This is a genomic window from Pseudoclavibacter sp. RFBB5 (genome assembly GCF_002931555.1).
In the GTDB taxonomy this organism is placed as follows: Bacteria; Actinomycetota; Actinomycetes; order Actinomycetales; family Microbacteriaceae; genus Pseudoclavibacter.
In genome coordinates this window covers 35,116-50,023 of record NZ_PSTZ01000002.1, presented here as the reverse complement: position 1 = coordinate 50,023, position 14,908 = coordinate 35,116, and the positions used below count along the sequence as shown (strand labels likewise).

The following is a 14,908-nucleotide window of genomic DNA, read 5'->3' as shown; positions in this document are numbered from 1 at the left end:
CCGATGAACCCCACCCCCGACACTCGACGCCGGCCACCGGCAGAACGCTAGGCGATCATGGCAGCGAATCAGCCAATCGTTGAGATGAGCGGCATCTCAATCGAGTTCCCAGGAGTCAAAGCACTCCAAGACGTCAACTTCCGGCTCTACCCCGGCGAAGTGCACACGCTCATGGGCGAGAACGGCGCAGGCAAGTCCACGCTCATCAAGGCCCTCACCGGCGTCTACAAGATCGACGCCGGCGCCATCCGCATCGCCGGTGACGAGCGGCAGCTCAAGGGCACGGCGGACGCGCAGGCCGCGGGCATCTCCACCGTCTATCAGGAAGTCAATCTCTGCGACAACCTCTCCATCGGCGAGAACGTGATGCTCGGACACGAGATCCGAGGGCCCCTCGGGATCAACTGGCGCAAGACGAACGCCGCGGCCCGAGAGGCACTCGGCGCGCTCGGCCTCGACCACCTCGACCCGAAGCGGTCACTCTCCAGCATCTCGCTCGCGATGCAGCAGCTCGTCGCGATCAGCCGGGCCATGGTCATCAAGTCGAAGGTGCTGATCCTCGACGAACCCACGTCCAGCCTCGACGCACAGGAGGTCGAGGGCCTGTTCGCCGTCATCCGCCAGCTTCGCGAGCAGGGGGTCGCGATTCTGTTCGTCTCCCACTTCCTCGACCAGGTCTACGCGATCAGCGACCGGCTGACCGTGCTCCGCAACGGCCAGTTCGTGGGCGAGTACGCCACCGCCGAGCTCAGCAGAGGCGACCTCATCTCCAAGATGATCGGCAAGGAGTTCTCCACCCTCGAGTCGCTCGGGGCGAACCGACGCGTCGACGCTCGAGATTCCGCAGACATTCCCCTCTACCGGGCGCAGGGCGTCGGCAGGAAGGGATCGATCGACCCCGTCGACATCGAAGTGCACCGCGGTGAAGTCGTCGGCTTCGCGGGGCTCCTCGGCTCCGGACGCACCGAGCTCGGGCGCCTGATCTATGGTGCCGACAAGCCGGACTCCGGATCAGCGCAGCTCAACGGGAATGACGTCGAGGTGCACTCTCCTTCCGCAGCGCTGCGGAAGCACATCGCCTTCTCCACCGAGAACCGGCGGGATGAAGGCATCGTCGGCGACCTCACGGTGCGCGAGAACCTGATCCTCGCCGTCCAAGCGCGGCGAGGCTGGGCACGGCCCCTCTCCCGCCGCGAGCAGAACGAGCTCTGCGCGAAGTACCTCACCGAACTCAACGTGCGCCCCGCTGACCCGGAGCGCGCCATCCGCAACCTCTCCGGTGGCAACCAGCAAAAGGTGCTCCTCGGGCGCTGGCTCGCCACGAAGCCCGAGCTGCTCATCCTGGACGAGCCGACCCGCGGCATCGACGTGGGAGCCAAAGCCGAGATTCAGGAGACCATCGCGCAACTCGCCGAAGACGGCATGTCGGTCATCTTCATCTCGTCGGAGCTCGACGAGGTGGTCAGGCTCAGCGAGCGGATCGTCGTCCTCAAAGACCACCGGAAGATCGCGGAGATCGCGAACGGGCCGGACGTCACCGCGGACCTCATCGTCCAGACCATCGCCGCCGACGGAGTGGAGGGCATCGACCCGGTCATTCCAGACACGCCTGACGCCCCGACCACACCACCCGCATCCGCCAACGCCGAGGGAGCACGCGCATGAGCCAGTCCACGGCCCCGCACACCACGTCGCCCGCGGGCCCCTCGCCCCAGGATCCTCGGCGGGCACCGGACGCCATCCAGGCGGCACGAGGCGCATTCCGGCAGCCCTACATCTGGGCCGTCGTCGCACTCGTCCTCCTCATCGTCATCAACCTGATCAAGGACCCGGGCTACCTCGGCGTCTCCGTCAATCAGGCCACCGGTGACCTCAACGGCAACCTCATCGACATCCTCCGCGCCAGCGCCCCGGTCATGATGATCGCCGTCGGCATGACCCTCGTGATCGCCACTCGCGGCATCGATCTCTCCGTCGGCTCTGTCATGGCCGTGGCCGGCGCCGTCTCGATGGAGTTCATGGCATCCGCCCAGAACTCGTTCGGCTCGGCGCTCACCGCCATCGCCCTCGCGCTGCTCATCAGCGCACTCCTCGGCACCGTCAACGGACTGCTCGTCTCGGTGGTCGGCCTGCAGCCCTTCATCACGACGCTCATCATGATGCTCGCGGGGCGCGGGCTCGCCAAGGTCATCACGGCCGGCCAGAACACGTCAGCCACCAACGACTCGTTCCGCTGGATCGCGAACGGCACCATCGCCGGATTCCCCGTGATCTTCCTGCTCGCCGTCGGCATCGTCGTCCTCGTCGCACTGCTCGTGCGACGCACCGCGCTCGGCCTCATGATCGAGTCCATCGGCATCAACCCGAAGGCGTCCAGCATGGCGGGCATCCGCCCCATCGGACTCCTGTTCTTCGTCTACATCTCGAGCGCCATCCTCGCGGGAGTCGCGGGCATCCTCAGCACGGCCACCGTCATGACAGTCGAGGTCGCCAAGACCGGATCCGCGTCGGAAATGGATGCGATCCTCGCCGTCGTCATCGGCGGGACCTCGCTGGCCGGCGGCAAGTTCTCCCTCACCGGCAGCGTCATCGGCGCGCTCCTCATCGCGACGCTCGACAAGACCGTCGTCTTCCTCTCGATCCCATCCTCCGCGACACCGGCCTTCAAGGCCATCGTCATCGTCATCGTCTGCCTGCTGCAGTCGCAGCGCGTCCGCGACTTCTTCAAGCGACGACGAGCGCAGACCCCCACAGGGCCCGCGAGTCCCGCACCAGCACCAGAGGCGGTTGCCGCATGACCACCATCGTCGAACAGACCACCGAAGTCACCCGGCTCGCGAAGTTCAAGCCGAACCTCGACTCCCTCCCGACACTCGCCGCCGTCGTCATCTTCGTCGGCATGCTCGCCTACGGGGAGCTCGCCTACGGCGGCATCCTGCAGTTCAGCACGCTCTCCAACCTCCTCATCAACAACGCCTACCTGATCGTGCTCGCCATCGGCCTGACGTTCGTCATCCTGACCGGCGGCATCGACCTGTCCGTCGGCGCGGTCATCGCCGTCAGCAGCCTCATCGGGGTCATGCTCTCGAGCGCAGGACTGCCCGCGATCCTCGTGATCGTGCTGATGATCGGCATCGGCTCCCTCTTCGGCCTCGCCTCCGGAATCCTCATCCACTACTTCCGAGTGCAACCGTTCATCGCGACGCTCGCCATGATGTTCCTCGCCAGAGGACTCGCCTCGATGCTCAGCACCGAACCACAGCGACTCGCCGACGACTCGCCCATCCGCGGCCTCTCCGCCGAGATCAAGATCATCGATGGCCCGAAGATCAACGACCTCGTCGTCACCCCGGCCGTCATCATCGCGGTCGCCATCATCGCGGTCGCCTTCTTCGTCCTGCACCGCACCCGCTTCGGGAGGACCGTCTACGCCATGGGAGGCTCGGAGCAGTCCGCGCTCCTCATGGGCCTCCCGGTCGCACGAACGAAGGTCGCGATCTACGTCATCAGCGGCACCCTCGCGGGCATCGCCGCCGTGCTCTACACGTCGAAGCTCGGCATCGCGCAGAACATCACGGGCGTCGGCTGGGAGCTGGACGCGATCGCCGCAGTCATCATCGGCGGCACGCTGCTGACCGGTGGCGGCGGGTTCGTGCTCGGCTCGGTCGTCGGCGCCCTCGTGCTCGGGCTCATGAACGTCCTCATCACTCGCGACGGCAGCATTCCCCCGGAAGCGACGACCATCATCACGGGTGGCATCCTGCTCGTGTTCGTGCTGCTGCAGCGGGCCGTGACCTCCAGGAAACGCAGATCTCAGTAGGGGGTCGCCCGTCCAGCCTGGGCACTGCCGAACCGGGGCGCATGCGGCCTGGCGGGCCTCCATCCGCGGGCCTAAGCTCAAGCCATGAACGGCATCACGGCGGGGAACGCGCGCGTCTTCGCGGCCGCCGTCGCCGTCGCGGGCCTCCTTGCTCTGAGCGCCTGCTCGGCGAGCCCGGCCCTCACCATCGGGGCGGATGCACCCCCGTCCGTCAGCGAGACGGCGCCGGTCGAAACGGGCCCTGGCGTCATCGGCGAGCAGTTCACGCCAGTCGTCGTCTCCGCGCTCGCCGACCCGATCCCCGTGCTCGGAACCGACGAGCGCATCCACCTCGCCTACGAGCTGCAGTTCACCAACGGGTCGCCGTCCAAGGTGAAGATCACGGGAGTCGAGGCGAGCGCGAACGGCACGGCGCTGCAGGAGCTCGACGGCGACGACCTCGACGATGTGATGCGCGTCGCCGGCACCACCGACGGCGGGGGGCTCGAGCTCGGCCCCGGGCAGAACGCGACCGTGTGGATGGACGCCACCATCGCATCCGACGCCGACGTCCCCGACCGCATCGAGCACACCGTCACCGTCGAGATGCCCAAAGCCCAGCCGCCCCTCTACGAGAAGACCATTCAGCAGAGCACGCAGGCCGTGAGCGTCGACAAGCGCGACGTCGCCGTCATCGGCCCACCCCTCACCGGTGACAACTGGCTGGACGCCAACGGCTGCTGCGGACTCACCGCGCACCGCGGCGCCGTCAGCCCCATCAACGGCACCTACTGGGCGCCCGAACGGTGGGCCATCGACTACGTCAAGCTCACCCCCACCATGAAGCTCTCCGACGACGGCGCCCGCGACAACGCACGCAGCTACCCCGGCTACGGACAGAACGTCATCGCCGTCGCCGACGGCCCCATCGTCGCCATCACCACCGACCGCCCCGAACAGGAACCAGGCACCGCACCCGGCCCAACCCTCGCCCTCGACGAATACGGCGGCAACTACGTCGTGCAGGACATCGGCGGCGGCAACTACGCCTTCTACGCGCACCTCAAGACCGGCAACCCCTTCGACCTCCAAGTCGGGCAGCAGCTCACCCGCGGCGACCGCCTCGGCCTGCTCGGCAACACCGGCAACACCGACGCCCCGCACCTCCACTTCCACATCATGGACTCCCCGAACCCACTCGCCTCCAACGGGCTGCCGTTCGTCTTCGACACGTTCACGCTCGACGGGCAGGTCACCTCGCAGGCCGCCCTCGACGCCGGCGAGCAGGGCAAGGCGTACAAGGTCGACAAAGCGAACTCGGGGGAGCGAACCGGCCAGGTGCCGCTCACCGGGGACCTCATGACCTACCCCGGCGAATAGCGCGCGGGAGGGGGCGCTTCCTCTCTGACGGCTTCCTCCGTCCGGGATCGCTGCCAGTCGATGTGCCCCTATGGGCTGGCGAAAAGGGCCATCTCTCTGGCAGCGATCGTGCTGGCTGGCGCCGCCGCGCCTCGCGGATGCTCTCAGGATGAGAGGCGTACCGTCGTTGCGTGAGCGTGCACATCCGCAGCATCGGCACCGCAGTGCCCCCGACCGAGCTGCCGCAGACCCAGGCCCGTGACCTGTTCGCAGGTCAGCCAGGCATCGACCGCCTCGGTGCCCGCCTCATCGGCGCAGCATTCGACGGCTCGGCGATCGACCGCAGGCACACGGTCGTAGATGCGCTCGCGGGCGGAGAGGCTTCAGCGCTCGTCGCCGACGGCCAGGTCCTCGACGCGTCCACCGGCGCTCGCAACCAGCTCTACGCGGAGCGTGTCCCCGAGCTGCTGCTCGGCGCCGCACGTGCCGCGCTCGACGGCAGCGGCCTCGACGCGAGCGACATCACGCATGTCGTCACCGTCTCCTGCACCGGCTTCTACGCGCCCGGCCCCGACTACGAGGTCGTGCGCGGCCTCGGCCTGTCTCCTCGCGTGCAGCGCTTCCACCTCGGCTTCATGGGCTGCTACGGCGCCTTCCCGGCACTCCGGGCAGCGGATGCATTCGCCCGCGCCGACCCGAACGCCGTGGTCCTCATCGTGTGCGTCGAGCTGTGCACCATCCACCTGACGAGCTCCAACGACCCCGAGCAGATCGTCGCCACCTCCGTCTTCGCCGACGGGGCCGCTGCCGCGCTCGTGACCGCGCGTCCCGCGCCGGCCGGCGCGAGCATCCTGACCATCGACGCCCTCGAGAGCACCATCACCGACGAGGGCGAGTCGGAGATGGCGTGGACCATCGGCGACAGCGGGTTCCGCATGCGCCTCTCCGGGTACGTGCCAAGCATCATCGGCGCCTCCATCGGCGACGTCGTCGAGCCGCTTCTCGCGCCGACCGTGCCGTCGGAGACGCCGCTGTGGGCGATCCACCCCGGCGGGCGGAGCATCCTCGACAAGGTCGAGCAGTCGCTCGGGCTCACCGAGGCGCAGCTCGCCCCGTCGCGCGGCGTGCTGCGCGACTACGGCAACATGTCGAGCGCGACCGTGCTGTTCATCCTCGAGCGACTCCTCGCCGACGGTGCCGACGACACCTACCTCGAAGGGGCCGGTGAGGCGCTCTGCGCGATGGCGTTCGGACCCGGTCTGACGGTCGAGGTCGGGCGGTTCACGCGGATGCGCGCGTGAGCGTCGCGACCTGGGCAGCGGCCGGCCGCGCTGCGGTCCGCGACGTCGTCTTCGCCGCAGTCGCGCAGGGCGGGCCCGGGCTGTGAGGCCTCCCACGCTCCCGTCGCTTCGTCCCCTGCCGCGCGACACGACCTCGCTCGAGCTCATGGACGACCCCGACTGCGACCGCGACCGCCTCTTCGCGACATATGCCCAGTTCCGCGCCGTGAACGGGCTCGTCGCAGGATGGCGGCGCGTGTACCTGCGGGACGTGCGGCCCGTGCTCGACCGGCGGCGCGCATCCAGGCTGCTGGACATCGGTTTCGGGGGCGGTGACATTCCGCTCGCCCTCGCCTCATGGGCGGCGCGCGACGGACTCCGCCTAGAGGTCACCGCCATCGACCCGGATGAGCGGGCGCACGAGTTCGTGGAGTCGCGCGGGCTGACACAGACCGGCGTCGACTTCCGGGCGGCGTCGAGCGGCGAGCTCGTGGCAGCGGGGGAGCGCTTCGACATCGTCACCTCCAACCACCTGCTGCACCACCTCGACCCGCACGCGCTCGCCAGCCTGCTCGCCGACAGCGCGTCCCTTGCGCCGCTCGCCCTGCACAGCGACATCGAGCGCGGGCGCCTCGCGCTGGCGGCGTTCGGCGTCGCGACGAAGCCCCTCGACCGAGGGTCGTTTGTGCACTACGACGGGACGCTGTCCATCCGCCGCAGCTACACGGCCCCCGAGTTACGGGCTGCCGTGCCGGACGGGTGGCTCGTGCGGCGCCAGTTCCCCTACCGGCTGCTCCTGACGCGAGACGAGACCCTCACGCCGCAACGGTGAGCGGATGCTCGTCCCGCGTTGAGCTCCTGGTTCCGGCTCCTCCAGTCTCTTGCACCGGCTCCAGCTGTCTTACGCACGGCTCCTCCAGCCTCTCGCACGGCTCCAGCCTTCGCTTCAGGCCGCCCGTGTAGTTTCGGCGTCGTGAATGTGCCCCCGCTGCTGGTCGCCGCGACGACGAGCTACGCCGCCAACTGCGCGCTTGGCGCCGGGGTGGCGACCGGGGTCGTGCGAACTGGACGCTGGCACTGGATCCACCACGCTCTCTACATCTGCACATCCGCGCTGACACTCGCCGCAGGCGTCGCGCTGCTCACGAGCCGCGACGAGGGCCGCCGCCGAGCCGGCAAGCTGCTGCTGCCGACCGCGGTGCCGCTCGCCGCGATCCCCTTCGCCGGCACCCACTCGCGGCGCCACCCGTCGCTCGCCCTCACCGCCGCCCCCTTCTACGCGCTCGCGGTGCGCGCATCCACGCGCCGCTGACACCTGCAAGCCAGACAACCCTTCTTGGCCTTGTCCTGGCGATCGCTGCCAGCCGAATCGCCCTTCAGAGTGAGTGCTAGGGGGCCATTTTCCTGGCAGTGATCGCTCGGCATACGTTTCAGGCGGATACGACAGACTCAGCGCATGGAATTCCTCGACGTTCTGCGACGCCGCAAGACCACGAACGGCCCCTTCCTTCCCGATCCCGTCAGCGAGGAGCATCAGCGCCTCCTCATGGAGGTCGCCGGACGCGCACCCTCGCAGCTCAACAGCCAGCCATGGCGGTTCGTCGTCGTCGAGGCGCGCGAGACGATCGAGGCGATCGCGAGCATCAGTGGCGAGAGCATGACGACCGCCATGAGCAACGGCACGTTCTTCGAGCGTTACAAGCCGTACTTCCGCTTCAGCAAGGAGGAGATGGAGCAGCGGCGCGACGGGATGCTGTTCGACAAGCTCCCCGCACCGCTGCGGCCGTTCACGAGCCAGGTCTTCACGAAGCGCGGGCAGTTCCTCATGAACTCCCTGCGCGTGCCCAACACGCTCGGCGAGGAGAACCGCAAGCTCGTCGCCGGATCCCCACTCCTCCTCGGCGTCATGCTCGACCGTTCCGAGTACCGGCCGGGGGAGCTGTCGTCGTTCTACTCGGTCTTCAGCATGGGCGCGGCCATGGAGAACATCTGGCTCACCACGGGCGAGATCGGCATGGGGATACAGTTCGTGTCGTTCCCCATGGAGGTGCCCGGCCAGTGGGACAAGATCGTCGACCTCCTGAAGGTGCCGGACGAGTTCGAGCTCATGGCCGTCTACCGCCTCGGCTACCTCCCCAAAGAGCAGCGCCGCCCCGCCATCGACTGGTCGTCGCACCAGCGCAAGCTGCCCTCGCAGTACGTCTTCCGCGACACCTGCGAGACCCCACAGCAGGGATGGGACGAGGCCGAGCCTCCATCTGGCAGGTAGCTCGGCCAGGCCACGAACCCGCCGCATCTCCGTTTCGGGATGGGAACCTCGCTTCGTTGTGGGGAACTTCCCGCAACGAAGTGAGGTTCCCATCCTGAAATCGGGGGCTGCGCGCGAGCGAGCGGATGCGCGAGGTCGGGCCAGCGCATCCGTCGGCTCTCGCGGTCAGCTCGCGCTTGAGTGCTCGAGCGCGGTCCGGGCGACCTCGCCGGAGAGCACGAGCTCAGCCACGGCCTCCATCTCGGGGCTGAGGAAGCGGTCGGGGCCAGCGCCGGCGGAGACGGTGGAGACGAGATCACGGACGGCTGCGGTCGCGCGGCCGGGCTCGAGCGGGGCTCGCAGCTCCAGTGCCCTCGCGCCGGTGAGCACCTCGATGGCGAGCACCCGCCCGAGCCCGTCGAGGGCGCGGCGCAGCTTCCGCGCCGCGGCCCACCCCATCGACACGTGGTCCTCCTGCATCGCCGACGACGGGATCGAGTCGACGGATGCCGGCACCGCCAGCCGCTTCAGCTCAGACACGATGCCTGCAGCCGCGTATTGCGCGATCATGAGGCCGGAGTCGACGCCGACTTCGTGTGCGAGGAACGGCGGCAGCCCGCGGTTGCGGGCCGGGTCGAGGGCGCGGTCGGCGCGCCGCTCGGAGATGCTCGCCACGTCGGCGACCGCGATGGCGAGGAAGTCGAGCACGTACGCGACGGGCGCCCCGTGGAAGTTGCCGTTCGACGCGACCCGGCCATCCACCGTCACGACGGGGTTGTCGACGGCGGATGCGAGCTCACGCGAGGCGATCAGCGCCGCGTGTGCGACCGTGTCGCGGGCCGCGCCGTGCACCTGCGGGGAGCAGCGCAGTGAGTAGGCGTCCTGCACTCGGCCGTCGTCCGCGCCGCGGTGGCTCGCGATGATGGGGGAGCCAGCGAGGAAGCGCCGCAGATTCGCGGCCGAGTCGCCCTGCCCGAGCTGAGGGCGCAGGGCCTGCAGATCAGCGGCGAAGACGGCGTCGGTTGCGAACTGGCTCTCGACCGACATCGCCGCCGCGACGTCCGCCGTCGTGAGCAGCATCTCGATGTCGTGGATGGCGAGCAGCAGCATCCCGAGCATCCCGTCCGTGCCGTTGATGAGCGCGAGGCCCTCCTTCTCGCGGAGCACGAGCGGCTCGATGCCGGCCGCGACGAGCGCGTCCCGGGCATCCACCTCGGAGCCGGATGCGTCGCGCACCGTGCCCTCGCCCGTCGCGGCGAGGGCCAGGTGGGAGAGCGGGGCGAGGTCACCCGAGCAGCCGAGCGAGCCGTACTCGCGCACGATCGGTGTGATGCCGGCGTTGAGCGTCGCCGCATACGTCTCGACCACGACGGGTCGCACGCCGGTCCGTCCCGTCGCGAGGGTCTGCAGGCGGAGCAGCTGCAGCGCGCGGATCACGTCGCGTTCCACTTCAGGGCCGGTGCCGGCCGCGTGCGACCGCACGAGGCTCGCCTGCAGCTGCACGCGCCGCTCGGGCGCGATGAACGTTGTCGCCAGCGCGCCGAAGCCCGTCGAGATGCCGTAGTGGGGGTTCGGATCGTCGGCGAGGCGCTCGATGAGCTCGCGAGAGTGGGCGACCTCGGCAAGCGCCGACGGTGCAACCTCGACGCGAGCGCCGTGACGCGCGACCGCGACGACCTCGGCTGGTTCGAGCGGGCGCAGGCCGAGGACGACGGTCTCGGAGCTGACGGTGCTGATGCCGGCCCCGCCGGCGCCGCCGGTGCCGTGCGCGGCGCTCTGGGCGGCGCCGGTCGTGTCGGCGGCGCTGTCCTGGGGCTCGTTGTGACCGGTGGCGGGCGCTGCTGTGCTCATGTGTCGATTCCACTCCACCCATTGCGCGATGTCTGCGCGAGGAGGACACTCAGTGTCTGTGATCTCAGACGATTGGCTCGGCGGCGGCGACCTGAGACCTGCCGCGCAGTTGGCGGTCGGCTCGGTGTCCAACATGAGTGCAATATCCGCCATCTGGGGGCTCTTCGCGCTGTTCTGGCCGCTTTCTGCACTGATGTTGGACAGGTCTGCAGCGACTGCCACCGCGACGGGCGCCCCAAGGCCGATGTCCCGTCGTCGCCTGGCAGAGGCAACCGCGTGACCGAGGCCAGCGGCGAAGCATCCGCCCGCGCCCAGGTGCCGGCGGCCGATCAGACCCTCGCGATCCTCAGCTTCCTGAGCCACCAACGGGGTCCCGTCGCGGCGAGCACCATCGCGACGCAGCTCGGCATCCCGCGGTCGACCGTCTACCACCTGCTGACGACGCTCCTCGAGCGGCGCTTCGTCGTGCACCTCCGCGGTGAGCGCCGTTGGGGTCTCGGCACGGCCGCGTTCGAGCTCGCGGGCGGATACGCACGGCAGGAGCCCCTCGCCCGAGTCGGCCATCCGGTAGTCGCCGACCTCGTCGACCAGGTGGGGGAGAGCGCGCACCTCGCCGTGATGAGCGGCCGCGACGTGCTCTACATCGTCGACGAGCGCGCGCCGCGCCGCCCGGTGCTCGTCGCCGAAGTCGGCGTACGGCTGCCGGCGCACCTCACCGCATCCGGTCGCGCGATGCTCGCCGCGATGCCGCAGAAGCAGGTGCGAGCGCTGTACCCGGATGCTGCGTCATTCGCAGACCGCACGGGCCGCGGCCCGAGAACCCCCCGCGAGCTGCGGGTGATTCTGGACGGCATCCGCAGCGGCGCGTTCGCGTCAGAGAACGGCGAGGTGTCCGTTGGGATGCGCTCTGTCGGGATGCCCGTGCTCGACCACGCGGGTTGGCCCGCAGCGGCGCTCGCCGTCACGTGGTCCGAGGAGCGCCCGCAGGACGAGGCCCGCCTGCGGGCGCTGCTCGAGGGAGCCGCGGGAGAGATCAGGCGCCGTATCCATGGCTGATAGGCGGCCCGACAGGTCGGCTCAGCTGAGGTGCGGCGGGTTGCTGGTGTCCGGCTCGTAGTCGGTGGTTCCGAGCGGATGCCGTCTGCGCTGCCTGGCGCCCTTGATCATCGTGACGGCGCCGTAGCCGCCGGCGAATCCTCCCACCCAGGTGAGCGCGTGCAGGTAGGCGGGGCCGCCCATGAGGTCGGCGACGAGGGCGATCACGCCGAGCGCGAGCCCCGCGACGAGGTATCCGAGTGCGAGGCCTTCTTGTCGAGTCATGTTCGTCTCCTTATGACAGGCAAGCGTGGGGGCTGACGCCGCTGAGCGTAGGGCCGATCGATCCGGCCGCTGGGGCCCTTGCGCGGCGTCAGCTTTCTGCGCTAGGCCCGGGAAAGGCCTGGGCGCGCTGAACCCGGCGGGTGTGAGGATGGGCGCATGGCTCGCATCCTCATCACCGGTTCCACTGACGGTCTTGGCCGCGCGACGGCCGAGGCGCTGCTCGACCAGGGGCACGAGGTGATCGTGCACGCGCGCAACCCGGGGCGAGCGGACGCGGTGGCGACGCTGGTTCGGCGAAGCGCGGACGTCGTCGTCGCTGACCTCGCCGACCGCGAGGCGGTGCTGGATACCACGCGCGAGCTGAACGACGGCGCGGCCATCGACGCGGTCATTCACAATGCCGGAGTCCTCTCGGGCCCCAGCCTCCTGCCGGTCAACGTGGTCGCGCCCTACCTCTTCACCGCGCTGCTGAGCACCCCGACCCGGCACGTCTACCTGAGCAGCAGCATGCACCGAGACGGCAGAGCGACGCTCGACGGGCTCGACTGGACGGGTGAATCAGTGTCTGCGAGCTACGCCGACACGAAGCTGCTCGTCGCGGCCTTCTCGGCCGCGGTCGCGGGGCGATGGGCTCCTCGCGTGCTCGCGAACTCCGTCGACCCCGGCTGGGTGGCGACGAAGATGGGCGGCGCCGGGGCGCCAGACGACTTCGACCTGGGGCATGAGACGCAGGAGCGCCTCGCAGTCGACCCCGATCTGCAGGTCACGGGCGGCTACTGGCATCACGGCGCGCAGCAGCAGCCCGCGAGCGGGGTGCGCGACCCGGAGTTCCGTGCACGCCTCCTCGAGGAGCTCGCATCCGTCACCGGCGTCGCGCTCACTGAACGCTGACGCGCACCCCGGCCTGACGGGCACTCCGCCTGCCGCGCACGCGCGCGCGAACGCGGGCCCCGCGCATCCACCAGGAAAGGAGGACCTGGTGGATGCGCGGGGCCCGCGCAGATCTCGGTCGTGCGGATCTCACGTCGCCGCTGGAGACACGGCGACGTCGCTCGGTGCGCTCTAGCCGCGGCCCTGCACGGCGTACGGGTTGAGGATGGCCTCTTCCGTGCCGGGGAGGATGCCTTCTTCGGTGGCGGTGGGGTGGCCAGCGTCCGGCGGGAACGACTCGGTCATGGAGAGCGGCATGGCGCCGTTGCGGTAGAGGTTGTTGGAACCGGTGGACGGCTTCCAGTCGTTGGGCTCCCAGTCGGGAACGTAGTTGCGGTAGCCGCCGGTGTTGACCTCGATGCGCATGCCGCTGGGGTCGCGGAGGTAGAGGAAGCTCTGCTCGCCGATGCCGTGGATGGAGGGGCCGTACTCGATGGGGACGTTGTTCTCCATGAGCACGTCGGCGCCCTGGAGGAGCTCCTCGCGGGTGTCGACCCAGTACGCGTAGTGGTTGATGCGGCCGGGGCGCGACGAGCTGTCGAGGACAACCCCGAGGTCGTGCGACTTCTCGTTCGTGGTGAGCACGGAGAAGACCGTGACGGGGTGGTCGTCGAGCACCGTGTAGGCCATGATGCGGAAGCCGAGGACCTCGTTGTACCACTTCGCGAAGCCGCGCACGTCGGAGGCGGCGACGGTGACGTGGTCGAGCTGGCGGGGGCCGACGGCGTGCTTCGAGCGCTTCTCGGGGCGGTCGGGGAAGACGGAGGCGTGCTCGGCGTCTGCCTGGTACTTCTCGACGTCCCAGTAGAGCTCCATGGTGTGGCCGTATGGCCCGGTGAAGGTGTACGACTTGCCGTGGCCGACGCTGCGCTCAGCCCACTGGCCCTGGACGCCTGCGGCCTCGACGCGCTTGGCGGCCTCGTCGAGTGCTTCGGCGCTGGAGGTGCGCCATCCCATGATGTTGAGGGCTGCTTCCGGGCCTTCCGCGATGACGAGGCTGTACGTGTAGTAGTCGCCCCACGAGCGCAGGTAGACCTTGCCGTCTTCGCGTGCGACGACGCGCAGGCCGAACTCTTCTTCGTAGAACTTCACCGAGGCCGCGACGTCTGGCGTTGCGATCTCGATGTGCGAGAGGTGGGAGAGCAGTTTGATCATCGTCGATCCTTTTCGTCTGGTGCAGTGCGTCTGTGGCGGTTCTCGGCCGCGGTGTGCGCGTGCCGTCTTGGGCACATGACAACTTTCGTCTCGAACCCACATATCAGGGAAGCTGAACTTCATGATGCCGAGCATCATCGATGTGGATGCTCTGCTCGCGGCTACCATTGCGGCATGTCCGGTGGCGGTGGTGACGAGCGCAGTGTCGCGCAGAAGCTGTTCGCGATCGCCGAGGCGTTCTCCGCGCGGGAGGAGCTGACGCTCACGCAGATCGCGGCGGCGGCGAACCTGCCGGTGTCGACGGCGCACCGCATGCTCGCATCCTGGACCGAGTGGGGCGGCCTCGAGCGCACGGATGCCGGCGCCTACCGCGTGGGCATCAAGCTGTGGCGCCTGGGTGCGCGGCGCACGACTGCGGAGCGGCTCCGCGCGATCGCCCGGCCCTACTTGGAGGACCTCCTCGAGTCGACGGAGGAGAACGTGCACATCGCGGTTCGGGATGGCCTGGGCGCGGTGTACCTCGAACGAATCTCGAGCCCGAACGCGGTGCGCGTCATCTCCGACGTCGGCGCGCGTCTGCCCCTGCACGCCACGGGGGTCGGGCTCGTGCTGCTCGCGCATTCACCGCTCGAGGTCTTCGACGAGGTGGTCGCGTCGAAGCCGCGCCAGTACCTGCCGAACACGATGACCGACCCGAAGGCGCTGCGACGTCGGCTCGCGGAGATCCGCGCGACGGGTCTCTCGAAATCTGTCGAGGAGATGACGCCGGGGGCCTTCTCCATGGCCGCCCCGGTGGTGGATGCGCACGGCGAGGTCGTCGCGGCGGTCTCGATCATCGCGCACGTCGAGCGCCTCGCGGAGCCGCAGTTCGCGCTCGGGGTGCGGATGGCGGCGCGCGGGATCTCGGGTGCACTGGGGCGCTGAGGTGATGAGGCGCGTGGATGGGCCCGGTTGCCCCGGGTGTTT

General features: G+C 69.2%; 14 protein-coding genes. 11 read left to right on the top strand and 3 right to left on the bottom strand.

The window, feature by feature from the left end; genetic code table 11:
• The first annotated feature begins 57 nt into the window (after positions 1-57).
• The 8 genes from C5B97_RS02920 to C5B97_RS02885 all read left to right on the top strand — a co-directional run bounded on the left by C5B97_RS02920 (position 58) and on the right by C5B97_RS02885 (position 8,707).
• A complete protein-coding gene (locus tag C5B97_RS02920; RefSeq protein WP_104310667.1) occupies positions 58-1,665 on the top strand; it encodes a sugar ABC transporter ATP-binding protein in 1,608 nt (535 codons plus the stop codon).
• On the top strand, positions 1,662-2,798 hold the full coding sequence (locus C5B97_RS02915; RefSeq protein WP_104310666.1) for an ABC transporter permease: 1,137 nt from the start codon (positions 1,662-1,664) through the stop codon (positions 2,796-2,798). The genes C5B97_RS02920 and C5B97_RS02915 overlap by 4 nt, the downstream gene beginning before the upstream one ends.
• Complete coding sequence (locus tag C5B97_RS02910) at positions 2,795-3,820, top strand: ABC transporter permease (RefSeq protein ID WP_104310665.1); 1,026 nt, start codon at positions 2,795-2,797, stop codon at positions 3,818-3,820. The genes C5B97_RS02915 and C5B97_RS02910 overlap by 4 nt, the downstream gene beginning before the upstream one ends.
• A gap of 84 nt (positions 3,821-3,904) precedes the next feature.
• Positions 3,905-5,179 (top strand): M23 family metallopeptidase, encoded by a 1,275-nt coding sequence (locus C5B97_RS02905; protein ID WP_104310664.1) that lies wholly within the window; start codon positions 3,905-3,907, stop codon positions 5,177-5,179.
• A 170-nt stretch (positions 5,180-5,349) separates the two neighbouring features.
• Positions 5,350-6,459 carry a type III polyketide synthase gene (locus tag C5B97_RS02900; protein ID WP_104310663.1) on the top strand — a complete coding sequence of 370 codons (1,110 nt, stop codon included), beginning with the start codon at positions 5,350-5,352 and terminating at the stop codon, positions 6,457-6,459.
• Positions 6,460-6,541: 82 nt separating this feature from the next.
• The gene (locus tag C5B97_RS02895) at positions 6,542-7,270 is read left to right on the top strand and encodes a class I SAM-dependent methyltransferase (protein ID WP_258067873.1); all 729 of its coding nucleotides are present in this window, start codon (positions 6,542-6,544) and stop codon (positions 7,268-7,270) included.
• Positions 7,271-7,411: 141 nt separating this feature from the next.
• Positions 7,412-7,750 (top strand): hypothetical protein, encoded by a 339-nt coding sequence (locus C5B97_RS02890; RefSeq protein WP_104310661.1) that lies wholly within the window; start codon positions 7,412-7,414, stop codon positions 7,748-7,750.
• Positions 7,751-7,894: 144 nt separating this feature from the next.
• On the top strand, positions 7,895-8,707 hold the full coding sequence (locus C5B97_RS02885) for a nitroreductase family protein (protein WP_104310660.1): 813 nt from the start codon (positions 7,895-7,897) through the stop codon (positions 8,705-8,707).
• 165 nt (positions 8,708-8,872) lie between these two features.
• Here the strand turns inward: C5B97_RS02885 and hutH are convergent, their stop codons facing one another.
• Positions 8,873-10,537 carry a histidine ammonia-lyase gene (gene hutH, locus C5B97_RS02880; RefSeq protein WP_104310659.1) on the bottom strand — a complete coding sequence of 555 codons (1,665 nt, stop codon included), beginning with the start codon at positions 10,535-10,537 and terminating at the stop codon, positions 8,873-8,875.
• 276 nt (positions 10,538-10,813) lie between these two features.
• Between hutH and C5B97_RS02870 the strand changes: the two genes are divergently transcribed.
• Positions 10,814-11,593: an IclR family transcriptional regulator gene (locus C5B97_RS02870; protein ID WP_258067872.1), complete on the top strand. Its 780-nt coding sequence runs from the start codon at positions 10,814-10,816 to the stop codon at positions 11,591-11,593.
• 21 nt (positions 11,594-11,614) lie between these two features.
• Here C5B97_RS02870 and C5B97_RS02865 read toward each other — a convergent pair whose 3' ends face one another.
• Complete coding sequence (locus C5B97_RS02865; protein WP_104310657.1) at positions 11,615-11,857, bottom strand: hypothetical protein; 243 nt, start codon at positions 11,855-11,857, stop codon at positions 11,615-11,617.
• Positions 11,858-12,013: 156 nt separating this feature from the next.
• Between C5B97_RS02865 and C5B97_RS02860 the strand changes: the two genes are divergently transcribed.
• On the top strand, positions 12,014-12,748 hold the full coding sequence (locus tag C5B97_RS02860; protein WP_104310656.1) for an SDR family NAD(P)-dependent oxidoreductase: 735 nt from the start codon (positions 12,014-12,016) through the stop codon (positions 12,746-12,748).
• A 171-nt stretch (positions 12,749-12,919) separates the two neighbouring features.
• Here the strand turns inward: C5B97_RS02860 and C5B97_RS02855 are convergent, their stop codons facing one another.
• Positions 12,920-13,942 (bottom strand): VOC family protein, encoded by a 1,023-nt coding sequence (locus C5B97_RS02855; protein ID WP_104310655.1) that lies wholly within the window; start codon positions 13,940-13,942, stop codon positions 12,920-12,922.
• Positions 13,943-14,116: 174 nt separating this feature from the next.
• On the opposite strand from C5B97_RS02855, the gene C5B97_RS02850 reads away from it, so the two are divergent.
• Positions 14,117-14,866 (top strand): IclR family transcriptional regulator, encoded by a 750-nt coding sequence (locus tag C5B97_RS02850; protein ID WP_181026883.1) that lies wholly within the window; start codon positions 14,117-14,119, stop codon positions 14,864-14,866.
• Positions 14,867-14,908: the final 42 nt, after the last annotated feature.